Source organism: Photobacterium lipolyticum (genome assembly GCF_003026475.1).
Taxonomy (GTDB): domain Bacteria; phylum Pseudomonadota; class Gammaproteobacteria; order Enterobacterales; family Vibrionaceae; genus Photobacterium; species Photobacterium lipolyticum.
Map to the genome: position 1 here is coordinate 23,923 of NZ_PYMC01000003.1, position 25,849 is coordinate 49,771.

Annotated in this window: 22 protein-coding genes and 1 riboswitch; of the genes, 15 read left to right on the top strand and 7 right to left on the bottom strand. The window is 47.4% G+C overall.

Going from position 1 to position 25,849, the window contains the following annotated elements:
- The first annotated feature begins 152 nt into the window (after positions 1-152).
- From C9I89_RS05380 to C9I89_RS22765, 3 genes are read left to right on the top strand one after another with little or no spacing between them, the layout of a single operon-like run.
- Positions 153-1,097 (top strand): alpha/beta fold hydrolase, encoded by a 945-nt coding sequence (locus tag C9I89_RS05380; RefSeq protein WP_107282338.1) that lies wholly within the window; start codon positions 153-155, stop codon positions 1,095-1,097.
- Positions 1,097-2,920, top strand: coding sequence for an olefin beta-lactone synthetase (gene oleC / locus C9I89_RS05385; protein WP_107282339.1), 1,824 nt, complete (start codon positions 1,097-1,099; stop codon positions 2,918-2,920). Before C9I89_RS05380 ends, oleC begins: the two co-directional genes overlap by 1 nt.
- Positions 2,907-4,085, top strand: a complete 1,179-nt coding sequence (locus tag C9I89_RS22765; protein WP_245905411.1) for an NAD-dependent epimerase/dehydratase family protein — start codon at positions 2,907-2,909, stop codon at positions 4,083-4,085. The genes oleC and C9I89_RS22765 overlap by 14 nt, the downstream gene beginning before the upstream one ends.
- 91 nt (positions 4,086-4,176) lie before the next feature.
- On the opposite strand, the gene C9I89_RS05395 is transcribed toward C9I89_RS22765, so the two are convergent.
- The 7 genes from C9I89_RS05395 to C9I89_RS05425 form a co-directional block, all read right to left on the bottom strand.
- Positions 4,177-5,280 carry a phosphoribosylaminoimidazolesuccinocarboxamide synthase gene (locus C9I89_RS05395; protein ID WP_107282340.1) on the bottom strand — a complete coding sequence of 368 codons (1,104 nt, stop codon included), beginning with the start codon at positions 5,278-5,280 and terminating at the stop codon, positions 4,177-4,179.
- A gap of 260 nt (positions 5,281-5,540) precedes the next feature.
- The gene (locus tag C9I89_RS05400) at positions 5,541-6,689 is read right to left on the bottom strand and encodes a flavohemoglobin expression-modulating QEGLA motif protein (protein ID WP_107282712.1); all 1,149 of its coding nucleotides are present in this window, start codon (positions 6,687-6,689) and stop codon (positions 5,541-5,543) included.
- 96 nt (positions 6,690-6,785) lie between these two features.
- Complete coding sequence (locus C9I89_RS05405; protein WP_107282341.1) at positions 6,786-7,400, bottom strand: trimeric intracellular cation channel family protein; 615 nt, start codon at positions 7,398-7,400, stop codon at positions 6,786-6,788.
- 211 nt (positions 7,401-7,611) lie between these two features.
- Positions 7,612-10,074, bottom strand: a complete 2,463-nt coding sequence (torA, locus tag C9I89_RS05410; protein ID WP_107282342.1) for a trimethylamine-N-oxide reductase TorA — start codon at positions 10,072-10,074, stop codon at positions 7,612-7,614.
- A gap of 23 nt (positions 10,075-10,097) precedes the next feature.
- Positions 10,098-11,282 (bottom strand): pentaheme c-type cytochrome TorC, encoded by a 1,185-nt coding sequence (gene torC / locus C9I89_RS05415; RefSeq protein WP_107282343.1) that lies wholly within the window; start codon positions 11,280-11,282, stop codon positions 10,098-10,100.
- 49 nt (positions 11,283-11,331) lie between these two features.
- Positions 11,332-11,505 carry a trimethylamine N-oxide reductase system protein TorE gene (gene torE / locus C9I89_RS05420; protein WP_107282344.1) on the bottom strand — a complete coding sequence of 58 codons (174 nt, stop codon included), beginning with the start codon at positions 11,503-11,505 and terminating at the stop codon, positions 11,332-11,334.
- 556 nt (positions 11,506-12,061) lie between these two features.
- Positions 12,062-13,930 (bottom strand): methyl-accepting chemotaxis protein, encoded by a 1,869-nt coding sequence (locus tag C9I89_RS05425; RefSeq protein ID WP_107282345.1) that lies wholly within the window; start codon positions 13,928-13,930, stop codon positions 12,062-12,064.
- A 621-nt stretch (positions 13,931-14,551) separates the two neighbouring features.
- Positions 14,552-14,724: riboswitch (cobalamin riboswitch) on the top strand.
- 119 nt (positions 14,725-14,843) lie between these two features.
- On the opposite strand from C9I89_RS05425, the gene C9I89_RS05430 reads away from it, so the two are divergent.
- The 12 genes from C9I89_RS05430 to cobD all read left to right on the top strand — a co-directional run bounded on the left by C9I89_RS05430 (position 14,844) and on the right by cobD (position 25,830).
- A complete protein-coding gene (locus C9I89_RS05430; protein WP_107282346.1) occupies positions 14,844-15,134 on the top strand; it encodes a hypothetical protein in 291 nt (96 codons plus the stop codon).
- Entirely contained in the window at positions 15,119-16,267 is a 1,149-nt protein-coding gene (locus C9I89_RS05435; protein ID WP_107282347.1) for a cobalt-precorrin-5B (C(1))-methyltransferase, read from the top strand. Before C9I89_RS05430 ends, C9I89_RS05435 begins: the two co-directional genes overlap by 16 nt.
- Positions 16,268-16,340: 73 nt before the next feature.
- Positions 16,341-16,994 (top strand): precorrin-8X methylmutase, encoded by a 654-nt coding sequence (locus tag C9I89_RS05440; protein WP_107282348.1) that lies wholly within the window; start codon positions 16,341-16,343, stop codon positions 16,992-16,994.
- Positions 16,991-18,250, top strand: a complete 1,260-nt coding sequence (gene cbiE, locus C9I89_RS05445; RefSeq protein WP_107282349.1) for a precorrin-6y C5,15-methyltransferase (decarboxylating) subunit CbiE — start codon at positions 16,991-16,993, stop codon at positions 18,248-18,250. Before C9I89_RS05440 ends, cbiE begins: the two co-directional genes overlap by 4 nt.
- Complete coding sequence (gene cobI / locus C9I89_RS05450) at positions 18,243-19,037, top strand: precorrin-2 C(20)-methyltransferase (RefSeq protein WP_107282350.1); 795 nt, start codon at positions 18,243-18,245, stop codon at positions 19,035-19,037. Before cbiE ends, cobI begins: the two co-directional genes overlap by 8 nt.
- Positions 19,034-20,662 carry a cobalamin biosynthesis protein gene (locus tag C9I89_RS05455; protein WP_107282351.1) on the top strand — a complete coding sequence of 543 codons (1,629 nt, stop codon included), beginning with the start codon at positions 19,034-19,036 and terminating at the stop codon, positions 20,660-20,662. The genes cobI and C9I89_RS05455 overlap by 4 nt, the downstream gene beginning before the upstream one ends.
- Positions 20,659-20,790, top strand: coding sequence for a hypothetical protein (locus tag C9I89_RS22930; protein ID WP_281258242.1), 132 nt, complete (start codon positions 20,659-20,661; stop codon positions 20,788-20,790). Before C9I89_RS05455 ends, C9I89_RS22930 begins: the two co-directional genes overlap by 4 nt.
- Positions 20,783-21,604, top strand: a complete 822-nt coding sequence (gene cobJ / locus C9I89_RS05460; RefSeq protein ID WP_107282352.1) for a precorrin-3B C(17)-methyltransferase — start codon at positions 20,783-20,785, stop codon at positions 21,602-21,604. Before C9I89_RS22930 ends, cobJ begins: the two co-directional genes overlap by 8 nt.
- A 15-nt stretch (positions 21,605-21,619) precedes the next feature.
- A complete protein-coding gene (gene cobM, locus C9I89_RS05465; protein ID WP_107282353.1) occupies positions 21,620-22,441 on the top strand; it encodes a precorrin-4 C(11)-methyltransferase in 822 nt (273 codons plus the stop codon).
- Positions 22,428-23,819, top strand: coding sequence for a uroporphyrinogen-III C-methyltransferase (gene cobA / locus C9I89_RS05470; protein WP_107282354.1), 1,392 nt, complete (start codon positions 22,428-22,430; stop codon positions 23,817-23,819). The genes cobM and cobA overlap by 14 nt, the downstream gene beginning before the upstream one ends.
- Complete coding sequence (cbiB, locus tag C9I89_RS05475) at positions 23,809-24,798, top strand: adenosylcobinamide-phosphate synthase CbiB (protein WP_107282355.1); 990 nt, start codon at positions 23,809-23,811, stop codon at positions 24,796-24,798. The genes cobA and cbiB overlap by 11 nt, the downstream gene beginning before the upstream one ends.
- Before the next feature lie 12 nt (positions 24,799-24,810).
- On the top strand, positions 24,811-25,830 hold the full coding sequence (gene cobD / locus C9I89_RS05480) for a threonine-phosphate decarboxylase CobD (protein WP_211315216.1): 1,020 nt from the start codon (positions 24,811-24,813) through the stop codon (positions 25,828-25,830).
- Positions 25,831-25,849 lie beyond the last annotated feature (19 nt).

A 25,849-nucleotide genomic window follows, 5' to 3' on the forward strand; every position in this document is an offset into this window, starting at 1 on the left:
ATTTGTACTTACGCTCTGTTTTATTAGAGTCGGCGCGCTTTCTCTTTGCTCTTAAACAAAATAGCGTTGAGCTGAATCGTTACCTGTTACGCTGAAATAGTTACAAAACACAGGATGGTTCATTTCCATGCTGAGGATAGTTAGGATTAGTCATGTTAGACACGTTATTTCCCTTTAAGCGCAATTTTTTCAGCAGAAATGGCCATAAGCTGCATTATGTGAATGAAGGGCAGGGCGAGCCGGTTGTTATGGTCCATGGTAACCCGAGCTGGTCATTCTATTACCGTAATCTGGTCACTGAATTAAGTCAGAACCACCAATGTATCGTGCCTGATCACATTGGCTGTGGTTTATCTGATAAGCCAGATGATGCCGGCTATGACTACACGTTAAAAAACCGCATTGACGACTTAGAAGCATTACTTGAGCATTTAGAGCTACGCGAAAACATCACCCTGGTTGTACACGACTGGGGCGGTATGATTGGTATGGGCTACGCGGCACGTTATCCAGAGCGCATCAAACGCCTGGTGATCCTTAATACAGGCGCCTTTCACCTTCCTGAATCCAAGCCTTTTCCATGGCCTTTGTGGATCTGCCGCAATACTATGTTGGGCACATTTTTAGTGCGAGGCTTTAACGCTTTCTCATCTATCGCTTCTTATGTGGGTGTTAAACGTAGACCGATGAGCCCGGAAGTTCGTCAGGCTTATGTGTCGCCATTTAATTCCTGGGCGAACCGTATTTCAACATTACGTTTTGTGCAGGATATTCCATTAAGAAAAGGCGATAGAAACTACGAGTTAGTCTCTGAGATCGCTGCAAGTTTACCGAAGTTCTCCCAAGTACCGACCCTGATTTGCTTTGGCTTAAAAGATTTTGTGTTTGATAAGCATTTCTTGGCGGTTTGGTGTAAAAAAATGCCACACGCAACAGTCCACGAATTTGCAGACTGTGGTCACTATATTTTGGAAGATGCGAGCGAAGAGGTTGTACCGCTAATTTCAGAATTTATGAAAGCCCCAATTTGCAGTGACGCCATCAATGATGAACAAACTGTAAATCCAGACGCTATGTCGAGTGAGGGACATTCTTGATGGTTAAAGGGCATGAAATTGGTGCCCCTTTTGATTCAAGTGAGGTACCAGATTTGGAACCATCTGATGCAAATAAAGCCAATATCTGTCGTCACTTAAAGCGAGCAGCGGCTGAAACCCCAGCAGCGCTTGCCGTGGCAGTACAGAAGAAATCATTCGCAGGAAAACTGCGTTATGAAGAGCTGAGCTTTGGCCAGCTTGATGCTGACAGTAATTGTATTGCCCAGGCTTTAAATGACTATGGCATTAAACGTGGCATGAAAGCGGTGTTGATGGTAACGCCTAGCCTCGATTTCTTTGCCCTGACGTTTGCGTTATTTAAAGCCGGCATCATTCCTATTCTGGTTGACCCTGGTATGGGGGTTAAAAACCTTAAACAATGTTTTGATGAAGCCAAGCCTGATGCGTTTATTGGCATTCCGAAAGCTCATGTTGCGCGTTGTCTATTTGGTTGGGGTAAACCCAATGTACGTCGTTTACTGACGGTTGGCGGCAGTGGCATATTGGCTAATTTATTCGGCGGAACAACGCTAAAAGCCCTACTTAAACGTAATAGGGTGACCAAGCCCCGTAGTCAGATGCATCAAGCAACCGATTATGACATTGCCCAGCTCAAGAACGATGAAATGGCGGCCATTTTGTTCACCAGCGGTAGCACCGGTACGCCAAAAGGTGTGGTTTATACCCATGCAATGTTTGAAGCACAAATCAGTGTGCTGAAAAACGATTACGGCATTGTGCATGGTGAACGTGATCTTGCCACATTCCCGCTATTTTCCCTCTTTGGTCCTGCATTAGGTATGGCGTCTATTGTTCCTGATATGGATGCAAGTAAGCCTATTACGGCTAATCCTGATAGCCTTTTTGCGGCTATTGAGCAGTATCAGTGCACCAATATGTTTGTTAATCCAGCGTTGATTGAACGATTGGGGCAAGCAGGGGGAAATCGAGCTAAACCCCATAGATTACCGAGTATTAAACGTGTTATCTCTGCGGGGGCACCTGCCACAATTTCGTCTATTTCACGTTTTAGTAAAATGTTGAGTGCTGGCGTTGAAGTACTTAATTCTTACGGTGCGACGGAATCGTTACCGCTGACCATGATCGGTAGTGAGCACTTAATGAAAACCACTGACGTTACTGATAACGGCGGCGGGATTTGTGTCGGTTTACCGGTTCAGGGCGTAGATATTGCGATCATCGCGATCACCGAGGATCCGATTGTTGATTGGGATGACAGCCTGAGGTTGCCTGCCAATAAAATCGGCGAAATTGTGGTTAAAGGCCCGATGGTGAGCCGGAGTTATTACCACCGTGACACTGCAACTGAACAGGCCAAAATCACTGATAATAATGCCATTCGTCATCGTATGGGTGACTTAGGTTATCTGGATCAGGAAGGGAAACTCTGGATGTGTGGCCGTAAGGCTCATCGCGTTGAAACAAGTTGTGTCAATTCAGAATGCGATCAACAGCCTTATTTCTCTATTCCGTGTGAGCGCATCTTCAATACTCATCCCTGCGTGAAACGTACCGCGCTGGTGGGGGTTGAACGAAATTGTGCAATGGTTCCTTTACTGTGTGTTGAGTTAAAGAAAGGCGTCGAGATAGACGATACGGGATCTTTCTTTGATGAGTTGAAAGTCATTGGCACAAAACATGATCAGACTCGCGGGATCACTGATTTCTTAATTCATCCTGATTTCCCCGTTGATATCCGCCATAACGCGAAGATTTTCAGAGAAAAACTGGCAGTTTGGGCACAAGGCATCATTTCTGAAAAAGAACAGAGCAAGGAGTCATCTGCTGGTGTTAAAAGATAACAAATGTGATCAGCAAACACCGGATGACGTGAAAGTTCTGACAGCCTTAGCTTCTAAGGTTAGCCATGCTTTTGTTACCGGTGCCGGTGGTTTTCTTGGCAAAGCCATTTGCCGGTATTTGCGCAATGCAGGCATTGCGGTAACGGGCTTTGCCCGCGGTGATTATCCCGACCTTGAGCAAATGGGCGTTACCATGGTCAAAGGCGATATTAGCGATAAAACAGCGCTGATGAATGCGATGCAAGGCTGTGATTTGGTTTTTCATGTGGCTTCAAAGGCGGGAGTCTGGGGCTCAAAAGCGGACTATTACAGCCCTAATGTCGACGGTGCACGTAATATTCTCGATGCATGTCAGGCACTATGTATCAATAAACTTGTCTATACCAGCACCCCAAGCGTGACGTTTGCGGGTTTTGATGAAGCGGGAATTGATGAATCTGCCCCTTATGCTGATAATTACCTGAATTATTATGCTGAATCGAAAGCCATCGCCGAGCAGATGGTGCTGGCTGCGAGTGGCCGCCTTCTTGAAAAGACCAGTTGTTTTGAAAATATTAATTCTCTTGAAAAAATAGATAGCCTTGAAGAAACGGCTAGTCTTGAAGAAAGTGATTGCCTTAAAGGAACAGATCAACAGTTAAAGACAGTGGCATTGCGTCCCCACCTTATCTGGGGGCCGGAAGATCCCCATCTGGTACCAAGGGTGATTGACCGAGCTCGTGCTGGCAGACTTAAGTTGGTGGGGCGTGAAGATAAGCTGGTTGATACCATTTATGTCGACAATGCCGCTTATGCGCATATTCTGGCAGCGCTAAGACTGAGTGAGCCACAAGCGGTGTGCGCGGGAAAAGCATATTTTCTCAGTAATGATGAGCCGATCACCATGGCCGCTATGCTTAATAAAATCCTGTCCTGTGCCGAATTACCACCTGTTCGTAAACGAGTACCAACATCACTAGCCTACGGGGTAGGTGCCTTACTGGAATGGATCTATGGATGGCTTGGTAAAAAGCAAGAACCTGTGATGACCCGTTTTGTTGCCCGTCAGCTGTCGACTTGTCACTATTTCGATATCAGTGCCGCGAAAAGGGATCTGGGTTACGTGCCTGTTGTCAGTATTGAAGAAGGGATGAAGCGGCTAAAAGCATCCCTGAGCCGTTGTTAAAGGGCTTATTTGTGATTGCCATAATGCAAAAAAACCTGCTCGATGAGCAGGTTTTTTAGTCTGTGGGCCGCTAAGCCTAATCAACTAAACCCTAGTCAATTAAACCGTAGTCTTCGCGAAGAATCGCAACGATTTCTGCTTTAGGATTTTCACTCAATGTGATTTTCTTACCGGTGATTTTTTCCGCAATGCCGGTGTAGATTTTGGATACCTGCATCAGTACTTCTTGAGGCAGTGCATTGTCACGCGCAAGCGCTGCACGCTCTTCCATACGATCTTTATTCAGAAGAATATCAGGATCAGGGAAGTGGTTTAGCAGCAGCTGACGGAAATCTTCTTTCGAGTTTTCAATAATTTTTCCGTCACGGAAAGCGGCTTCGTCCCAGATGCGTGATGAATCAGGCGTACCGACTTCATCCATATAGATCAGTTTTTCCTTGCCGCTTGCATCTGTCACGTAACCAAACTCAAATTTGGTATCAACAAAGATCTGACCCAGCTTTTCAAGCTCACTGCTGATGACGTTGAAACCTTCTTTAAGCAGGGTTTCATAATAATCGATATCAGCAGGGTTACGGAAATTGAAAGCAGCGAAATTTTCTTCGATATTCTTCCTGGTGATATTCACATCATCAACGGCCGGAACGCCAGGTATGCCTTCTAAAATACCCTTGGTTGACGGTGTGATTAATAGTTCTGGAAGCTTCTGATCTTTGCTTAACCCTTCCGGTACTTCGATACCACAGAAATCACGCTCACCTTTTTCATACGAACGCCACATTGAACCCGTTATGTACTGGCGGCAGATAGCTTCAATCATGACCGGTTTTGCTTTTTGAACAATCCAGATAAACGGGTGGGGAATGTCTAAAATATGACTGTCAGCTAACCCATTTGCGCGGAACAACTTAAACCAGTGATTGGAAATGGCGTTTAATGCCGCGCCTTTACCGGGAACACCCTTCAGACCGCCCTCGCCATGCCAGATGCAGTCAAAGGCTGAAATACGGTCACTGATCACCATGATGGCCAGCGGCGCATCGGGTGCCACATCGTAGCCTTTTTCTTCAATCAGGCGGCGGCTGTCGGCGTCAGTCAGCCAGTAGACCGAACGCACTTTACCGCTGTGAACAGGTTTGTCGGTACGGATCGGCAGATCATCATTTACAGCAAGGACTTGATCAGCAAGGCTCATGGTGAAATTCCTATTTTCAAAAATCAATACGATGATAAAAGCATGCGATTAACGGCTAACAACCGACAGAGCGGTTAGCCGACTTCTGAGGCAAATGATACCAGAACTAGCCACCGCTGCCAGTAAAAAAGCAAACGTTTGCTTTTTTGTTTCGATCAGAGTGGAAAAGCATTGTTACTATTTGTAAAAAGATGACTAATACTCCTCGGATCGTCGAGGAGAAATTGGACGCCCTCGACGTTTATATATTATTCAGTCTATTACCGAAGTGCTTGGGTAACAAACTGATATATTGGATTTGTCACCTGTGGATCAGTGATCGCAGGGCTTATCAGTTTAGGTGCGAGCAATATATCTTGTGCAATAAGCCGTTTGATTTGAGGGATATATTTCAGTTCGGTCTTACCGCACAGCAGGTAGTTAAAGTCGCTCCCCATTTCATTGTATGCATTGAGGATTTCACTGAAGCCTTTTAGGTATAAGTAGTCTTTCGTGAAGCCGCCGCCCCGATAAACCCTTGCAGTGATCGTAAATGCTGTTAAGTCATCAGTATTATAATGCTCTTTGAGGAGTAGGAAGGTGGACCGAAAATCTCGCTCTTTAATCATTGACTCTACTGCTACGACGCGTAGTGCCAATGTTCTCAGGCGCTTGATACTGAAGTGTCCGGAAAGGAATTCACACAAGATAGCTAACCCTTCTTGCGTGGTGGTGTTCACGGGACAGCCTAAATTCAAGAGCTTGAGGGGTTGAGATCTTGCATTTAATGTTGTGAGTAGATGTACACCAAGCTCATGATGGGCAAGCGCATTGAGCTCTTGACCTGATAGCTTGGCTGCGCTGTTTATTTTGACATTGTTTCCTACCACGAGCGCATTCGCGATCATGTTATCGCTGATAATCAGATTGTATTCATAGCCGTGTTGCTCGGCAAAATCACGCATGAATGCTTCAATTTTTATTGCATCGTAGCTGGCAGTTTCTTCTTCTTCATTCGGTAAGTGCAATAAAAAATTGGCGTTCTTAATATCCTTAATGCTCGGCTCACCATAGTATCGGAGTGAATTATACAAGAAGTCATTTTCACCTATCGAGCAGAGCTGATCGAGTTTATCAGCATAGGATTGAATGATGTCAGTATAGAGAAGTTTAAGGTCGTCATTGAGAATTTTCTCGACAGGTAATTCATACAATGCACGTTTGGCTTGATGTACATCAAACGGGTTACTTTGATAGCAGAAATTAGGTTCAATAGAGTAGTGTTGGGCAAAAAAACGTTCGCGTTCTTGTTTGTAATTACTCGGGGTAACACTACTTAGAATGTCGAGATCTTGTACCAAATTACAGAGTCGATCATCGATTTCGGTTAACACTCGAGCTGGTTGCTTGCCAGAAATAATCTCGTCCATCATTGGTCCCCATCCTTCGGTTGCTTATCGGCAGTTTGTATCAAATGTTTGCTTTTTGCACTTTCTTTTTTATATAAAACTAACGACGAACGAGTGTTATTTCAAAATTAAAAAATCTGGAAATCTGATATGCTTTATCACCACATATAGCCGGATAACGACAATGAATGCCATACAAAAAATGGATGCGATGTAATCAATAACCCCCACATTGTGCATAACAATATACAAGCTACTACCTAAAATAACGGGGGTCGCATAGAGTTCGGTGTTGTTAAACATGTTGACGCGATGGGCGAGAATGTCTCTGATCACGCCACCAAAAACGGCGGTGACCATTCCCATAAAGATGGCAACATAAGCGGCATAGCCTGTTGAATGCAATTTAGCGGTTACCAGAACAGAAAACAGCGAGACACCGATGGTGTCGAATAAAATCACCATCTTCTCTATTTTTGACTTTCGTATTTCTGTTATTAGAAAAAAACCGGCGCAGCTGCTTCCCAGTGCAACCCAGAAATAGGTAGGATCACGAATCCAAAATACTTGATCGGCATTAATGATAATATCTCGAAGTGTTCCGCCACCTAAGGCCGTCACCCAGCCTAGCAGCAATACGCTTAGAATATCTTTACCCTTGTTTGAATCAACCATTACGCCACTGAGCGCAAAAGCAACAATGCACACCATTTCAAGGATATAAGCAAACACATTCAGACTCTCTCTTATTTGTTATAACATTAATTTACGCCTCAATATTAAAATCATCAACCATTTGATGCGTATGCTGAATACCGTTAAAACACGAAAGTGAGGACGGGGATAGTTAAGGGCGTTGGTATAAAAGTAAGTGAGAAAAGCCACCGGTATTTAAATAAATACCGGTGGCTTTGTCGTTAGTTATATATTGCTCAGATTTGCCTTAGCTGACTTCGATTGGACCACCGAATGCAGTCACCGGCGGAACTACGCCAGTATACTTCTCAAAATCAACCAGACAGGTATTTGCACTGGTTGCCTGAGAAAGCTCTGATGCCGGGATATCCTGAGTCAGGGTATTCGGATCGCCATAAGTACAGATGGCACCGACTTTCTCGTTGAGCGGACCATACCAGGCCCCTTCCTCGATTCGAACAACACCCGGTGCGTAGCTGTCGGTAAGAACAGCGCCAGCCAGCAGTTGGCCTCGGTCATTAAATACGCGCACCAGGTCACCATCTTTAATGCCTTTAGCGGCCGCATCTTTCGGGTTGATGTAAATTGGCTCACGACCTTTAACGGCGTAGGTTGCACGGTATTGTTCCGATTCACACATCTGTGAGTGCAAGCGCTTGTCCGGGTGGCAAGACTGCATCCAGAACGGATGTTTCTTTGAACCCGGCCCGCCGTGAGAACGCTCGTTCTTCTCGAACCACATTGGGTGGCCCTGGCACTCATCGTAACCAAAGCGGTCGATTTTACGGCTGAAGATTTCGATAAAGCCTGATGGGGTACCTAGTGCATTGATTTCCGGATCTTCGCGGAAGTCAGCATGGCGCACCCATGGTTTACCTTCGCCAAAGTCAAGTACCCCTTTTTCCCAGAACTCATCGAACTCGGGCATCTCAAATTTGCCTTTGTTCGCATCGCGGCAGTCGGAGTACAGCGAGCGTACCCATTCCATCTCGTCCATACCACGGGTGTATTCCTTGTGGCGGCCGAAACGGCGGGACAGTTCGGTGAAAATATCAAAGTCAGTTTTTGACTGATACAGAGGATCAACCAGTTTATGCATCGCAAGCAAACCGCGGCCGCTGTATGAGCCGTAAACGTCGATATCATTGCGCTCGAATTGGGTACAAGCCGGCAGAACGATATCAGAGAAACGGCACGTTGCGGTCCAGGCAAAATCAACTGTTACCACCGTCTGCAGCTTCTGGAAAGCCTGCTTCATACGGTTACGGTCCTGATGGTGGTGCCAAGGGTTGTTACCGCTGATCACCATCATTTTGTAATCGGGCAGTTTTACTTTTGAGCCGTTGTATTTGATCTCTTTGCCCGGTTCAAGCAAACAGTCGATCCAACGTGCAACCGGGATAGTGCGGCTGTAGCCGTTGAAGTCGTCGTTATCCCACTTCGGCTTCTGGCCCTGATCCACGTTACGCGGGAAGCCGCCGGGTGCGGCAAAGCCAGTCGACGGAACGCCGATTGAACTGTAGTGGTGACCATAAGACACACCGCCGCCAGGCAGACCAATCTGGCCAACCATTGCTGCGATAACGGCGCCCATCCAATATGGCTGTTCGCCATGCTGCTGACGTTGAATAGACCAGCCAAACAGGATCTGCGTACGATCAGACACCAGCATACGGGCAAAGTCGCGAATTTCATCAGCGGTTACGCCACAGATCTCGGCTGCCCATTCCGGGGTTTTCTCGATCTTATCTTTGCTCTCACCCGTCAGGTAAGGGACAAAATCATCAAAACCTAAGCAGTAAGTTTGAACGAACTTCTTATCGTAAAGATCTTCAGTGTACAGGGTATGCGCAACGGCCAGCATGAATGCGACGTCGGTCTGCGGGTTAATGAACATGTGCTCGTTACCTAAGTAACGTTGTGTCTTGTTCTTAACCGGATCAACCGACAGTACATTGATTTCGCCTTTCGCCACTTTCTCTTTCAGTTGCTCCAGGTATGCAAATGACTCGTGGGTTTCACAGTTCCAGCCGACCTGAAGGTTCTTAACCGGATCGGTTGCCCAAAGCACAATGTTCTTACTGTGGTCGAGAATTTCAGACCATGAGGTACCCTGGGCATATACTTCCGTTGAACCTAAAACATATGGCAGTACGGTCTGGCCTGCACCGGTAGAGTAATCACCGACTTTAGTGATGTAGTTACCGTGCATACCTACAGCGCGCTGCATGTGGCTGGTACAGCTATGGAACTGACCGGTCTGGCGCCAGCCCGTTTGACCTGCGTGAAGTGCCCATGGACCGTAATCTTTCTGAACGCGCTCAAGCTCGCGGTAGAACAGATCTAATGCTTCATCCCAGGTAACGCGGATGAAACGGTTATTGCCGCGGGTTTCACCGCTGTACTTGTGCTTCTTCAGCCAGTCAAGGCGCACCATCGGGTAACGAACACGCGACGGGCTGTAAATGATCCCCTTAATGCCATCCAGCATATCGGTCGGGAATTTATCCATCTCCAGCGGTTTGATTTCCTGCACCTTGCCCGCATAGATGTGGGCGCGGAACGCGCCCCAGTGTGAACCTGATACTTTCCAGGTTCCGGTTGTTTCTGCGGCGATTGCTTTTGACGAAGCTAACAGGCTCGGGCCAATGACAGATACGGCGCTGGTTGTTGCAATGCCTTTAAGAAAACTTCTTCTGCTAACAGACATACTCTTATTACTCCATCAATCGCTTAGTGTTTAGCTTCAGAAAAATCTGATGAGTGTTTTTGCAGGTACTTCAATACCAGCGCCTTGCTGTCGGTGTCGAAGTTCACAAAGGCCATCATGCCGTTGAACATGCCTGGCCAGGTGTTAGCATCGAAGTGATCTTCTGCTGGCTGAGTGTGACACACTGAACAGTTGGTCTGATAAGACTGCTTCGCCTGTTCCCAAACAGGTTGAACATCAGCAAGCAGCGCTCCTTTCTTCATCCACAGCTTGGTATTAATGCGCTGCCAAGGAAGACCAGTCAGTTCGTCTTCTTTGATTTCAAACTTCTCGATCAGGGTATCGTTTTGTGCCGTTTCTTTGAGTAAAGAGCCGACCGGGATGTTCATACCGAAGTCTTCTTGGATCACACGACCAAAACCTTTTACTTTGCGCCAGCCTGTCACTTCTACCAAAATAGCATCACCGGCTTCATCAACAACTTTTACACTTGAAGCAGGGTTCAGCAAACCAGCCTCAGTTGCCATGGCTTTGTCTTCATACAGAGGAAGATGACGAACGCTGACGTAGTCCTGGCCTTTTTCGTACTTGGTATTTGATGCGAGCTGCTCAAGCTGATCGATCATACCGCCGGTGCTGTCCATGTTATGAGGAAGGTTATGGGCGATACCCTTATGGCAATCCAGACAGCTTTGGTCACGTTCAGCCGCTTGTTTCATCTGGATACGGGCTGTTGGTTTCATCTTCTCGAAATCCATGCTGTCATAGTCATGACAGTTTTTACATTCAAGAGATTTGTTGGCAGAAAAGCGATCCCATTCGTGTTGTGCAAGCGTAATTCGTTTTTCTTCAAACTTTTCACGGGTGTCTATGACACCAAATACTTGGGCGAAAACTTCTTTACTTGCCTGCATTTTACGGGCGATTTTTGCAGTCCAGTCATGGGGTACGTGACAGTCAGGACAAGTCGCGCGCACACCGGAATTATTTTTCCAGTGAACTGTTTTTTGTAGTTCCTGATACACATTGTTTTCCATGCTATGACAGCTAATACAAAACTCTTCGGTGTTCGTTGCTTCTAACGCGGTATTAAATCCTCCCCAGAAGATAACACCGGCGATGAAGCCGCCTAAGGTTAGTACGCCCAGGCTAATGTGCAGACTTGGGCGAGATGCTGATGCCCAGACTTTGGTTATAAATGATTTCATGACCTGTTCTCTCTAAAATTATTTCAGTAAATCCAACGTGGTTTTTTGATTAACCATGACCAGGAGGGCCTAAGAGAAAGATCTGCATCATCCAGACAATAAAACCATACCCGCCCACAGCCATTACGCTGAGGATAGGGAAGAGGAAAACGGTTATGAAAAGAAAGGATTGCCACTCGCTTGAGCGCTTTTCCACGCTTTCTTGATTTGTAACTCTGCTCATAATACCACCTGTTATTTTTATTTATGTCTAAATGTAATCTTAACGTCGTTTTGCATTTAACAAATCTATCTATAAAGGGATCATAGAATAGTCATTCAGTGGTATTCAATTAGTACTTAAGTATTAAACTTTATATTTGCTAAGTTTTTGACCCCATACAAATATATGAATGAGTTACTATTTAGTATTAATGGTTATCAATCTAATAAATAAAAATAAGAGTGAATATGAAGAAATGTAAAAGCAATCAATTGTTGGTTTTTGGTTACGTTTGCTCTAAAATCGTAGCGTTTTTGTGTCAGGGAAACCTCATTTAATGATTTAATGGTATTAAATGTGCAGATTAAGTACGTTATTGTGTGTGATCTTAGTGAATGAATTTTATTTCGAGGTTAATATTTTTGCAGGGTAACAATACAATTATTAAATATACAATTAGGTTGATTGTTATAAAAGTTATACAGTAAAGCTTATTGAACGCTCTAAGTTCAGTATTTTGAGTTATAAAAAAGGCCGAGACTCGGCCTTTTTGATTTAATGAAAAAAATAAGTTTAATTAGACGATAAACTTATTCATGATGCTATCTTGTTCCCGTACAGTATTAATCTGAATGTCCATTGCAGCGTTGGCACCATCCGCAGCGTCAGCAACTTGCTCCGAAAGATCTTTAATCTTAATGGTATTACTGTTTATCTCTTCGGCAACAAGGCTTTGTTCTTCAGCGGCAGAGGCGATTTGCATATTCATATCGCTGATCTGCTGAATCGCAATTCGGATACGCTCCAATGCTTCGTCAGCCTCTTGCGCTTTGAACACTGTACTACTTGCTGTTTCTTTACTTTGTCCCATCACCGTCACGGCAGAACTAGCCCCCGATTGCAGTTGCTCAATCATCTGGCGAATTTCTGTGGTCGACTGCTGAGTACGCTGAGCCAGGGTACGAACTTCATCAGCAACCACAGCGAAGCCACGGCCAGAATCACCCGCACGTGCTGCCTCAATGGCCGCATTAAGTGCAAGCAGGTTGGTTTGGTCGGCAATCTCGTTAATCACTTTTAAGATGGTTTCAATATTACCGGTGGCATGTTCAAGCTGTTTAACCACCTCGACGGCCTGGTCGATTTGAACAGACAGGTCAGAAATCGCCGTTGAAGTGTGCGAAACAATATTGCTGCCATCAATCACGGCGTTATCTGCTTCTTGTGCGGCAGCCGCTGCACCCTGGGCATTGCCAGCCACATCAGAAGATGTCGAGGCCATCTCATTCATTGCGGTCGCCAACTGTTCTAACTCTTCCAATTGCGTCGCCATCGCTTCAGCGGAATACTTGGCACCTGCAGCCGTTTGCTCGGTACCCTTCATGATATCTTGGCTGAGACTTTTGGTTTGAATGATCAGGTTTTGGAGTTTTTCAGTAAAGGCATTGAACCCTCGCGCCAGTTCAGCAAACTCTTCATCAGTATTGGTATCAAGACGTTGGGTCAGGTCGCCCTGACCGGAAGCGACATCCTGGATAGCGGCGTTAAGTGCTTGAAGAGGGCGCATTAGCACTTTGATCAGCAACAACAGTGCAATGATGCCCAGTACCAGCGCAACCAGTGAATAAATAATGGAATTGGTTTTTAACTCATCAACAGCGGCATAAGCGATGCTCTTATCAAGCACCACACCGATAAACCAGCTCTGTCCCTCAATTTTGGCAAACGAGACATCAACCTTAGTTCCATTAAGTTCAGTGGTTTGGATCGAATTTGAAATAGAGATCCCGCTTAAGAATGCAGACAGTGGCTGGCCGTTTAATTTGGTATCAGGGTGCGCAATGATAGTGCCATTGTCTGAAACTAAAAATAGGTAACCAGCATCAAATAACGACACCTTGTTCACTGTTTCAGCCATGCCCGCCAGGCTGACATCAAAAAAGATGGCGCCATTGAATTGACTTGCATGCATTATTGGCATCGCAATTGATACTAAAATTTCGTTAGTAACAGAGTCTGCATAGGGGGCCGTAATGATAAGATCCCGAGCATTTTTTGTATCCTTATACCAAGGGCGACTTCTTGGGTCCCATGATGCTCCCGGATTCCAATTAGGATCATTACTGGTGTAAGAACCATCATTTTCAAAACCAACCCCGGTCAGCAAAAAGGTATTTTTAATAGTGGGTTGGCTGATTACCGATTCAATGTTATTCAGTGACAGATCCTCTTCGATCATGCTGGCGGCATAACGGACAAGTGCTTTTCGACTGTTCAATTCTGCGTTAACGGTATTACTAATTCCAGATACAATTTCATCGACACTTTTCGTTACAAGCGTTTCAATTTCCCCTTTGATATTAAAATATTGGTTTGCGGACAACAGCGAAAGTGCAACTAATAGAATAGCTGAAGAAGTCGCGACAACTTTATGGTTGAACTTCATAGGATCCTTCCCTCAACGAGTGTCAATAATTGTATTTTTATGTCTTGCTGATCATTTTATCGGCATAAAGACCAATTTCTGAAGGGAAGTGTTGAAAATATGTGAGCAGGGGATAACTTTTTTGCGTAAATGGCTGTTGTGAAATAGTTTGTGAAGGAGTGAAAACATTCATTTCAAGGGCTTATGCATTAGAGGGCTTATGCGTTATGTAATAAAAAGAGCAGATCAGTTAAGATCTGCTCCTATAAGCGTATATTTAGTTGTTATAGCGTAATTAACTGGAAAATCTCGACCTTATTTTCATGATCCCTTCATGAAAATAAATATACATTTAAAATATGAATGGCTGTTTGTTTTATATTTATGTTCAAGTGTGATGAGTTTTAAAATGAAACATGATTTATTATTGTTGTTTTGTTTGATTGTATTTCAACAGATTGATGGGTAATTATTAATCTCAGCTATGTTATTAATTAATAGTCATTTGCTTAACGCGTAGTGTGGAGGATTACAAAATTAGTCACTAATACCAATATTGATTGATTTATTTAAATGGATGTTCCTATGAATTATTGGTAATTTGATTTGAATCAAAATTAAACTTCATCGAAAGTGCTCAAATAGCACTGCTTTAACGATAGTGCCTTAACGGCTAAGAGGGAATCAGGTTAAAAACCTGGACTGTACCCGCAACTGTGAGCGATGAGTATTACCTTAATCCACTGATATTTCGGGAAGGAAGGTAATGCGTTTTAGTCGTAAGTCAGGAAACCTGCTATCAAATAATGCTTCTAGATACTGGGCGGGAGTACCCAGTGATGAAGGGCGATCGCATGCATCCTGTTGCTATCCGCCGTTTTTTCATACCAATATCTAGCGCACAAACTTAATGAGCTAATGGCGTGTATTGGGTATGAAACGGAACATTATTCTTATTTCTCTTCTTTTCTCGGCTGTCCTCATTCCCGTGGCGGCGAAAGCCTATTCGACAACGGTATTTCCTGAACATCAAGCCATCGTTCAGAAGTTCAGTAACACGATTAAATTCCCGATTTATTCTACTCATTCAATATTGCCGGAGCTTTCGACATATATCGTCAAACTCGAGATGGCAGGTTATGTGCTCAATAATAGAAGGGTCGGTTTAACCGCAAAATTAACCAAGGTTAAATACGAAGCTGCGATCGGATGGGCGAAGGTTTGATCATTCAAGTTAAGCGATCAAAACACCGAGGTGAACTGCGTTCTGGTTTTACAACGGGGGCTTGCGCAGCCGCTGCCAGCCGTGCAGCGGTGCACTGCTTATTGACCGCAGAACTGATCGACCAAGTGGTAATTACCCTGCCTAACAAAGAGCTGGCAAGTTTCCAGTTATGCCGTCTTGAGCGTACACCTGAAGGCGTGCTGGCAAGTGTGATCAAAGATGGCGGTGATGATCCCGATTGCACGCACGGCATCGAAATTCAATGTCTGGCGTCATGGCATTCTCAGCCGGGCATTCATCTCGATGGGGGTGTAGGCGTCGCAAAAGTTACGCTTCCGGGGTTAGAGCTGCCTGTCGGTATGGCGGCTATTAACCCGGTACCGCGGCAAAATATTCATGATATGGCAACGGCTGAATGGCTTGCCTGCCAGCCTGAGCAACATTTTCAGCCGGGACTGAAACTGGAAATTCGAGTCCCGGAAGGTGAGGAATGCGCCAAACAAACCATTAGTGAACGGTTAGGACTGATTGGCGGTATTTCGATTCTCGGTACCCGCGGCACCGTAAAACCTTATTCAACCTCAGCTTTTTCTGCTTCGGTCCGTCAGTCGGTTCAGGTTGCCAGTGCCAATCAGCTTAATCATGTGGTGCTTACGACGGGAAGCCGCTCAGAGCGTTCGGCAATGGAAATGCTGCCCCAGCTTAACTCGATGGCGTTTATTCAGGCAGGTGATTTTGTCGGGGTGGGATTACGTGCCGCCAAACGTTACCACGTCGATAAAGTGACGGTGGTTGCGATGATCGGCAAGCTCGGGAAAATGGTCGCGGGCCATATGATGACTCATGTATCCGGCCACGCCATTAATTTCTCTCTACTGGCTGATATTGCCGCCCAGCACGGTGCTGATCAGACATTGTGCGAGCTGATAGCCAATGCCAATACGGGGCGTCATGTGCTCAACCTTGTCAGTGAGCATTTCCCTGATCGCAACCATCACACCTTTAATATGTATCTGCAGGATCTATGTTGCCATGCCGCCGGGCATGCCACTGATTATGTGGCAGACAAAGTCATGATTGAATTTCGTTTAATCGACTTTGACGGCTGCCTGCTAGCTCAATATCCGTCTTAGCTCAAAACACTGTGTGAGCTCCCAAGTTACCGAGTGAACCAAGTGCCCTATAAATTAGAACAAGGACTGCGCAATGAAAGAGATGCAGCAAATGACCCAGCAAGGCCGCCAAATTGAAGAAGGCTCTTTTGACATCATTGATCGTGAAATCGAGCAGATCCATGGCGGTCATAGTCTTACCCCGGCTCAGTGGGCAGTGGTACGCCGTGCAATACATACCACGGGTGATTTTGAGTTCGCAGAATTATTTCGCTTTAGTGAAGATGCCACAGCGGCAGGTATCGAAGCCCTGAAAGCGGGCGCACCGATTATTACCGATGTCACCATGATAACAAGTGGTTTAAGCCAACAGCGGCTATCTGTTTATGGCAATCGAGCGCACTGTTTTATCAGTGATCCTGAGGTGATTGAAATTGCCAAAAGAGAGGGAGAAACCCGTGCAATCTGGGCAATGCGCCATGCTCGCGATCAGGGGCTATTAGATGGTGCGATTGTCGGTGTGGGTAATGCCCCGACGGCGCTCTACGAAGTGTTACGAATGGTTGCTGAAAACGAAGCTAAGCCAGCGCTGATAGTGGGTATTCCGGTTGGCTTTGTCAAAGCAGAAGAGTCCAAGCAGGATTTGACAGAACAAAATACAGTGCCCTATATCGCCAGCCTTGGTCGAAAAGGGGGCAGTCCGCTGGTGGTCTCTACCATTCATGCCTTGCTCACGGAGTCGGTATGAAAGCGGCCATTACCATTGTTGGCGTGCCGGAAGATGGCTGCGCCAGTCTAACCAGTCGTGCGGTGAATGCCGTTGCTCAAGCTCGGGTACTTGCCGGACATCCTCGACTATTACGTTGGTTTCCTCAATTTAAAGGCTGCTTGCTAGATATGAGCGAAGGCTTTAAACCTTGGCTTAATCAGATCATCGATGAGAGCGAAGAGGGTGATGTCGTGGTTCTCGCATCAGGCGATCCGCTGTTCTATGGCATCGGCAGTACCTTGATAAAACATCTTGACCGACGAGAGTTGTGCTTTATTCCATCACCATCTTCCATCCAATTGGCTTTTGCTCGTCTGGCATTACCATGGCAGGACGCGCGTTGCCTGTCATTGCATGGCCGAGCTATCGGTGGATTGGTTTGTCAGTTGCAGCACGGCGATCTCTTTGCGTTGCTGACAGACAGCAAAAATACCCCACCGGCTATTGCCCGGCATTTATTGCATTACGGAGAAACTTCCTGGCAGATAAGTGTCTGCGAGCAGCTTGGCTCACCGGAAGAGCGCATCAGGCAATACACTGTTGCGGAACTGGCCGAATTGGCCGGAGATGCATTTGACCCGTTAAATGTGGCTATTGCCAAACGTACGGCCCGTCAGTTCTGGGGTGAATTCGGACAGTTTGCCGATGATGAAGCGTTTGAAAAGCGAATGCCGCAGCGGGGATTAATAACCAAACAACCGATCCGCCACTTAGCCCTGGGCGAACTGAAACTTCGTCCTGCTGCAACCGTGTGGGATATCGGTACTGGCTCAGGCTCCATCGCTATCGAAGCGGCTAAGCAGTGCTGGCAAGGTCAGGTGTTCACGATGGAATGCAATGAAGCTTGTTATCCGGCCATCGAGGCCAATATCGCAGCGCATCGCACCGACAATGTCACCCTTGTTAAAGGTAAAGCGCCCGCAGCATTAGCCGATTTACCCGCGCCTGATGCAGTGTTTGTCGGGGGAACCCGAGGTGCAATGGCCGATATTCTGTCGCACTGCTGGGAACGCCTGTCTGAGGACGGTGTGCTGGTCACAACGGCTGTCACCATTGACTCGGTTGTCGAGATCCATCAATGGAGCAAGCAGCATCAACTCAACCCTAAAGTTCAGCTAGCGGCAATTTCTCAGAGCGTGCCGTTAGCACATTACACCCGTTATCAAGCTGAAAACCCTATCCATCTTTTTATATTTGAAAAGTCCGTGACTCTACAAGGTAATAACAATGAATAATCAATCTGCCGGTCAACTTTTTGCTATCGGTGTCGGTACCGGCGACAGTGAGCTACTTACCCTTAAAGCGGTGCGTTTACTGCAAGAAGCTGATGTGATAGCGATTCCGGAAAAAAACTTAGGTAAAGCCGATTCGTTTGCATGGCAGATTGTAACGGGCGCTGTGGCTGAGGATCAATTAACAGCAGAGTGCTGCTTCCTGCATTTTCCTATGACCCGTGATGCCTCGGTGAATGTACCTGCATGGCGTAGAGCGGCACAGAAAATTGCAGATTTTGTGGCTGCCGGCAAGCGGGTGGTATTTGTGACAGAAGGTGATCCGTCGGTATTCAGTACCTGGGCTTATATTCAGGAAGAGCTCAATGAGATCATGCCGGAGCTGGACCCGGAAATCGTCCCCGGTATCACCTCGATTACGGCAATTCCGTCACAAACCAAGATCCCGCTGGCTGATGGACAGGAGCGTTTTTGCGTGGTGCCGGCAACATATGGTATGGAGTGCCTGCCGCGCCTTATGAATGAGTTCGACACCATCATGTTGATTAAAGCGGGCCGGGTGATCCCGGAACTGACGGCAATGCTTGAAGATATGGGCCTGCTTGATTGTGCGACATATGTTTCTCATGCCACGACTGAGCAGCAAGAAATCTATCGCGATTTGCGTGATGTTCCCGAAGGACATCGTTACTTCTCAATGGTGCAGCTGTCTATTCGTAACCGCCGCGGCATTTTGAGAGGAAACGTAGCTGTTAATGATGTGGTATTGAGCAGTGCGGGCGCCGCATGAAGATAGCAATTTATGCTATTACCCTCAATGGCGCGAAACAGGCTCAGCGCTTGCAGCGTGAATTGCCGTTTGCGGATGTATTTGTCACCGAGGTTGGGCATGAACATTGCCCTTCAGCGGCACCGCTGACTTTACCGTTAGCGCAATTCGTTGCACCGGATTTTCACCACTATGATTGCCATATCTGTATCTTCGCGACCGGTATTGTCAGTCGTATTATCGCGCCGTTACTGCAAGATAAACGCCATGATCCCGCGGTTATTTGTGTCGACGACCAGGGCCAGTTTGCGATCCCCGTATTATCCGGCCATCGTGGTGGAGCCAATACCATGGCGCACCGTGTTGCGCAGATTTTAAAAGCGACACCGGTAGTCACAACCGCCTCAGATGCTGCTAATACCTTGTCGGTCGATATGATGGGCGCGCCGTTTGGCTGGACGCTGGCTCCCCAATGTGAAGCGGCAATTACATCGGTATCTGCGGCTGTCGTTAACGATCAATCGGTATTGGTCGTTCAGCAGGCCGGAGAAAAAAACTGGTGGCCATATAAGCGGATGATGCCAAGGCATATTCGTTGTCATCACGAACTCGCTGACATTGAAAGCGAAGGGTGGCAGGGCCTGGTATTAATCAGCGATCAGGCGACACCAGACCTTTATCAGCCCTGGCAGCATAAAGCCGTGTTGTGGCGTCCCAAATCGTTAGTACTCGGTATTGGCTGTGATCGCAATACACCGTTATCGACCATACAAGCTGGCGTGGATGCTTTTTTGGCAGAGCATAATCTTGCTCCTGACAGTGTGGCAGTTATTGCCAGTATCGATTTAAAAGCTGACGAACAAGGTCTGCTTGATTTATCACAACAGCAGCAATGGCCTTTTGTAACTTTTTCAGCCGAGCAACTTAGCACTGTGACAGGTATCGAGAATCCTTCGGCTTATGTCGAGAAGGTAACCGGTGTGGCATCGGTAGCCGAAGCGGCGGCATTGAAACAGAGCCAAACCAGCAAGTTGGTTGTTGCGAAATGGAAGTTCAAACAAGATGGTTTCAATATGACGCTGGCATGCTGTCGTATTGAGAAAGAAGAAGCCTTAGTGAAACACAACTGGAAAAACTGGCTGGGGCAACCGTCGGCGAAAATCAATGCGCATGGCAGCGAGGTGGTGAAAGGCTATCAATGCAAGCCAAAGCACGTTGATTTAGACCGGCCCATGCTTCATCACCGCCATCATCTATTACTTTGCGAAGGCGGGCGTTGCAGTAAGGAAGGCAGCAAAAACCTTACCCATGATCTGCGCGCCATGCTAAAGGAAATGGGACTAGCCAGCGGTGATAACCGGATAAAGCTCAGCCGAACCATGTGTGCTGGTGCCTGCCGTAACCGTGCCACGCTGGTGATTTATGAACGTCTTACTTCGAACGAAACCCCGATTAATAACGGCTGCTGGCTGCGTAATATCGAAAACTTATCGATGACGCAATGGCGTGAATTATTCGCGGCATTGGCCCAGCGAGTGCCATTGACTTCAATATTGGAACCGGAACTCATCGCTGCGATTGACTCTCCTGAGGGTTGTTCAAAAGGCGAGATTTTTGAAGGTTCACAAGGATCAGTACAACAATGAAACGATTACGACACCATAGCAAAGGGACGGCAATGGTCTTAAGTTGCTTTGGCCCGGTTCTTGAACAACAAATTGCGGATGGTTTAGTCCGTTTACGTGCGCCAGAAACGGAGGTGTGTTGTGGCTAAATTAACTCTTGTCGGACTTGGCCCGGGTAGCTTGGATTTAATGTCACTGCGAGCGCAACAAGCCATTCTGGATGCTGATGTTGTTGCCGGGTACCGCCCTTATGTGGATTTAGTCAGAGATCTGATTGATCAGCAGGAAGTGATTCAAAACGGAATGACTCGTGAATGGGATCGGGTTGCCGCAGCCGTTGTAGAAGCGAAAGCCGGACGCAATGTCGTCTTGGTTTGCTCAGGCGATGCCGGCATGTATGCGATGGCACCGTTGGTCTTGGAATTACTGACTGAACAGGGTTGGCAGCCTGAGCAGGGACCAGAAGTTGAAATCGTTCCGGGTATTACTGCGGCCAATGCCTGTGCGTCTCTGGTTGGCGCGCCTCTTGGTCACGATAGCTGCACGATTTCACTATCTGACTTGCTGACACCATGGCCGGAGATTGAAAAACGGATCCACGCGGCAGCAGACGCAGATTTTGCGATTACTTTTTATAACCCTCGTTCACGTAAGCGTCAAAGCCATATCGAGAATGCGCAGCGTATCTTGCTGCAATATCGTGAGCCGACGACGCCGGTGGCTGTGGTCAATGCCGCTTACCGTGATGATCAGCAGGTGAGCCTTTCGACCCTAGCGCATTTTACCGATCTGGATTTTGGCATGAATGCCGCCGTGATTGTGGGTAATAGCAGTAGTTTTCAGTATCACGACTGGATTGTGACTCCTCGCGGTTATCGCAACAAATATCAATTAGATGATGGTGTCACCTTACCGGGACAAAAACGCGGTCGTGCACTTGCTATCGACACTTCAGAAGAATAATAACGGAATAGAATTATGACAGTTTATTTTATTGGTGCGGGTCCGGGTGATCCTGATTTAATCACAGTCAAAGGGGCTAAATTAGTCGAATCTTGCCCGGTGGTACTTTATACCGGCAGCCTTGTACCGAAAGCAGTCATCGAAAGGGCACATCCTGATGCACTCGTGCTGAACTCTGCCGGTATGGATCTCAATGAAATGACTCAGGTCTATGTGGATGCGTTTGAGAAGGGCCATGATGTCGCGCGTGTACAAACCGGTGATTTGTCGATTTACTCCTCATTGGCTGAGCAGACACGTCGCTTAAAAGCACTGGGTATTGACTGGAAAGTGGTACCGGGTGTGTCTTCTTTTCAGGCTGCTGCTGCGGCACTTAGTCAGGAACTGACGCTTCCTGAGGAATGTCAGACCATTATTCTCAGTCGCGCCTCCGGTCGTACGCCGGTACCCGAGAAGGAAAATCTAAAATCACTGGCGGCTCATGAAGCCACTTTGTGCTTATTCCTCAGTGCCACGCTGATCCGCAAAGTCGTGCGAGAGCTTGAAGATGTCTATCCTTCGACCTGGCCGGTTGCCGTTGTCGAAAAAGCATCTCATCCGGAGCAGCGTATCATTCGCGGCACCCTGGCCGATATTGCCGAAAAAATGCATCAAGCTCAAATTCGTTCAACGGCGATGATCATCGTCAGTAAAGTATTTGCTATTGATGATTTTGCTGACTCTAAACTCTATGATCCTAGCTTCTCCCATGCTTGTCGTAAGGCGACGGTAATTGAAGGTGAGCCAGAAGCGGGATCTCTACAAACAGATCAGGAGCACCATGATGAGCGAGGGTAAGGTATTTTTGGTTGGTGCGGGACCGGGCGATCCTGATTTGTTGACGCGTCGCGCTTTTAACTTAATGCATAGCTGCGATGTTGTGTGTTACGACAAGTTAGTCAGTCCGGCAATTTTAGCGTGCGTACCTGATCATGTGCAGCTCTATGAAGTCGGCTATCGGGGCTATCGCCATTGTCATATTGATTACGGCATGCACCCCGATGTGATTAATTTTGCCCTTCAGGGCAAGCAGGTATTGCGCTTAAAAGCGGGTGACCCGTGTATTTTCGGCCGCACAACTGAAGAGTGCCGTAACTTAAACGAGCACGGTATTGATTATGAAATTGTACCGGGAATAACGGCAGCGCTGGGTGCCGCGGCGTATTCGGGGTTTCCTTTAACCAGTGCCGGCATTGCTTCTGATGTTACGTTTGCCAGTGGTCATCAAAGCTCAAAAGCGCTCTCTTCCTGGGCGGCACTAGGCCAGTCAAGTGGCACGTTAGTGATCTATATGGGCGCAAAAAAGCTGGCTCAGCATGCGCAGAAGCTGATTGAGCAGGGCCGTTGCCCGACCACACCGGTTGCTCATATCTCATCTGCAACCTGTGCCAGCCACACTGTCACCAAAGGAACCTTAGCGACCATTGGTGAACTCGTTCTGGCTCTTGATAACCATGATCCGGCACTCGTGGTCATGGGAGGCGTGGTCGCACAGGCTGATGAGCTGGGTTGGCGTCATTTACTGCCGCTCTCTGGCGAGCGTGCTTTGTTGTGTGGCCCTTCCTTTCATATGAATGACTCACATTCAGCTCAGCTTAAATCGGCTGGCGCGGAAGTATTTGAAGCCCCTTCATGTCAATTGGAAAGCTATGTTGATGAAGATTTGCTTGCTGAACTTTGTCAGTTACCGGCACTAAAATTTGCCGATGTTGCTGCGGTGACATTGTGCTGGCAAGGGGTGAATGACTATCAATGGGATCTTCGCCGTTTTGCGATGCCAATTGGTGCCGAGAACGCAGAGACGGCACAAGCGCTGAAACAGATTGGTATCATCGCTGAAACCCTACCGGAGGCTGTTTCTGAGAACTGTGTGGTGCTATCGGTACCGTCAGAGACGGAGTGCCAGGCCGCTCATAACAGCTTGCACCGCTATATTGGTTGCCGACGACCGGTGCCATTGCGCTTTCAGTTACCGGAAATTAACTGGCTAATGGTGGAAGATATTATTCAGGCGGAATCGTTACTTAGCCAGCAACCGGGGCTGAAACAAGCCACGATTATCCCGTTAAATGAGACCGCACGACATTGGGCTGGCACTCTGCCTAATTGTCAGTGGGATCTCGCGACATTTGAAGCTGTGCTTCATAAAGACGATGAGGTGAAGAATGTGGCTTGACGGGCTGCATCTGTCTGCCGGCTCCGGGCTTGTAGTTGTTGCGGCTATGGTAGCCGCAGCACTATTGATGGACCGTATTCTCGGTGAGCCGAGCCGGTTCCACCCGCTGGTTGGCTTTGGCCGTTGGGCAAGTTGGGTTGAGAAGCAGTGCCGTAAGCAGATTGCCTCAACGACATTGCCATCGCCTTCTCCGCGACGGATCCGGATCAGTGGCATGGTGGCATGGGCGCTGGCGGTACTGCCGATTGCATTACTGGCTTGCCTGCTGCTGGTATGGCTATTTTACCTTTCCCCGTGGCTATGGTTAGCAGCCAATGTTGTGGTGCTCTATTTAACCATTGGCGGTAATAGCCTAGTTTTTCACGCCAGCGAGATTTATCACCCGTTAAAAAAGGGTGATCTCACTTTAGCTCGCGAAAAAATAGGTCTAATTGTCAGTCGTGAAACGACAACCATGGATGCCGGTCAGATCACGTCAGCGGCCGTGGAGTCAGTACTGGAAAATGGCAATGATGCGGTATTTGGCGCGTTGTTCTGGTTTGTGGTTGCAGGGGCGCCGGGCGCTTTGATTTTTCGGATGGCCAACACCTTAGATGCTATGTGGGGCTATAAAAACGAGCGCTACTATGACTTTGGTTTTGCGGCAGCCAAACTTGACGATCTGCTGGGCTGGCTACCCGCACGTCTGACTGCCGTGACTTATGGCATACAGGGTAATTTGCAGTCGGCGATGAAATGCTGGAAAGAGCAAGCTCCTCTATGTTCCAGCCCCAATGGCGGGGTGGTGATGTGTGCCGGTGCCGGCGCGCTCAATACCTCCATTGGCGGGCCTGCAATTTATCATGGTAAACGTCACGATAAAATCTATATGGGATGCGGTGAATTTGCCGATTATCAGGTTATTCCTCAGGCCAACCGTCTTGTCAATCATGGCGCTTGGATCTGGGTGTTAGTGTTACTTCTTATTGGTCTTGGATAATCAAGCGGGGCAATGATGTTAGAACATGGTGGCAACTTATTAAAATTTGCACAGCAATATCAGAGGCCAGTTGCAGAGTGGCTCGATCTCTCTACCGGGGTCAGTCCGTTTACATATCCTTGTCCGCCGGTACCTTTCGATGCATGGAATCGGTTGCCCGAGCTCAATGACGGACTGGAGCAGGCCGCCGCTGAATATTACGGTTGCGGATCACTGCTGGCAGTTGCGGGCTCACAAGCTGCAATTATGGCACTGCCCGACGCTATCGCTGCGCAGCGGGGGCGCCTCGGTGTGATTGCCTTACCGCGGGTGGGTTACAAGGAACATCAGCATGCCTGGCAGAACTATAGCGGCGCAGATGGAGTGAAGTGGCAGATTGAATATTACGACGATATTCCGAGTACTTCGCTGTTAGCACGATCCGATGTTGTTGTATGTATCAATCCGAACAATCCAACCGGAGTCAGGCTGCCGCTGGAGCAACTCCGGCAGTGGCAACAACAGTTGCAACAGCGGCAAGGCATGTTGATTGTCGATGAAGCATTTATTGATTGTACTCCGGAACAATCTCTGTTGACTCAACCTCTCGATGACAATGTGATTGTCCTGCGTTCGATCGGCAAGTTTTTTGGTCTTGCCGGCGCCCGGGTCGGCTTTCTTTTCGGACAACAGGGATTGCTTGACTCAATTGCACAAAAATTGGGCCCGTGGACGATCCCCGGTCCGAGCCGTTGGATCACCCGCGAGGGGCTACTCGACAGTACCTGGCAACAGCAGATGCGCCAGTGCTTGGCTGAACAGTCGTCGCGACTACGCACATTATTAACGCACTGTTTTGCTGGCAAGATCAGTGGCACCGAGTTGTTTCAGACTGTCGCATTGCCGGATGCTCCCATGATCCACCATCAACTATGTCAGCACGCGATCTTAACTCGATTGTGCGATGAGCAGGATGCACTGCGTTTTGGCTTGCCAAGCAATGAGTTAGAATGGAAAAAACTTGAATTAGCGTTATCGAAAATCACCCAATAATAACCCGGTCGGAAGGAAT

Bases quoted from the DNA above. Each gene is read 5' to 3' on its own strand.
- C9I89_RS05380 (WP_107282338.1), top strand. From the start codon at position 153: ATGTTAGACACGTTATTTCCCTTTAAGCGCAATTTTTTCAGCAGAAAT.
- oleC (WP_107282339.1), top strand. From the start codon at position 1,097: ATGGTTAAAGGGCATGAAATTGGTGCCCCTTTTGATTCAAGTGAGGTA.
- C9I89_RS05395 (WP_107282340.1), bottom strand. From the start codon at position 5,280: ATGAGCCTTGCTGATCAAGTCCTTGCTGTAAATGATGATCTGCCGATC.
- C9I89_RS05400 (WP_107282712.1), bottom strand. From the start codon at position 6,689: ATGGACGAGATTATTTCTGGCAAGCAACCAGCTCGAGTGTTAACCGAA.
- torA (WP_107282342.1), bottom strand. From the start codon at position 10,074: ATGTCTGTTAGCAGAAGAAGTTTTCTTAAAGGCATTGCAACAACCAGC.
- torC (WP_107282343.1), bottom strand. From the start codon at position 11,282: ATGAAATCATTTATAACCAAAGTCTGGGCATCAGCATCTCGCCCAAGT.
- torE (WP_107282344.1), bottom strand. From the start codon at position 11,505: ATGAGCAGAGTTACAAATCAAGAAAGCGTGGAAAAGCGCTCAAGCGAG.
- C9I89_RS05425 (WP_107282345.1), bottom strand. From the start codon at position 13,930: ATGAAGTTCAACCATAAAGTTGTCGCGACTTCTTCAGCTATTCTATTA.
- C9I89_RS05430 (WP_107282346.1), top strand. From the start codon at position 14,844: ATGAAACGGAACATTATTCTTATTTCTCTTCTTTTCTCGGCTGTCCTC.
- C9I89_RS05435 (WP_107282347.1), top strand. From the start codon at position 15,119: ATGGGCGAAGGTTTGATCATTCAAGTTAAGCGATCAAAACACCGAGGT.
- C9I89_RS05440 (WP_107282348.1), top strand. From the start codon at position 16,341: ATGAAAGAGATGCAGCAAATGACCCAGCAAGGCCGCCAAATTGAAGAA.
- cbiE (WP_107282349.1), top strand. From the start codon at position 16,991: ATGAAAGCGGCCATTACCATTGTTGGCGTGCCGGAAGATGGCTGCGCC.
- cobI (WP_107282350.1), top strand. From the start codon at position 18,243: ATGAATAATCAATCTGCCGGTCAACTTTTTGCTATCGGTGTCGGTACC.
- C9I89_RS05455 (WP_107282351.1), top strand. From the start codon at position 19,034: ATGAAGATAGCAATTTATGCTATTACCCTCAATGGCGCGAAACAGGCT.
- C9I89_RS22930 (WP_281258242.1), top strand. From the start codon at position 20,659: ATGAAACGATTACGACACCATAGCAAAGGGACGGCAATGGTCTTAAGT.
- cobM (WP_107282353.1), top strand. From the start codon at position 21,620: ATGACAGTTTATTTTATTGGTGCGGGTCCGGGTGATCCTGATTTAATC.
- cobA (WP_107282354.1), top strand. From the start codon at position 22,428: ATGAGCGAGGGTAAGGTATTTTTGGTTGGTGCGGGACCGGGCGATCCT.
- cbiB (WP_107282355.1), top strand. From the start codon at position 23,809: ATGTGGCTTGACGGGCTGCATCTGTCTGCCGGCTCCGGGCTTGTAGTT.
- cobD (WP_211315216.1), top strand. From the start codon at position 24,811: ATGATGTTAGAACATGGTGGCAACTTATTAAAATTTGCACAGCAATAT.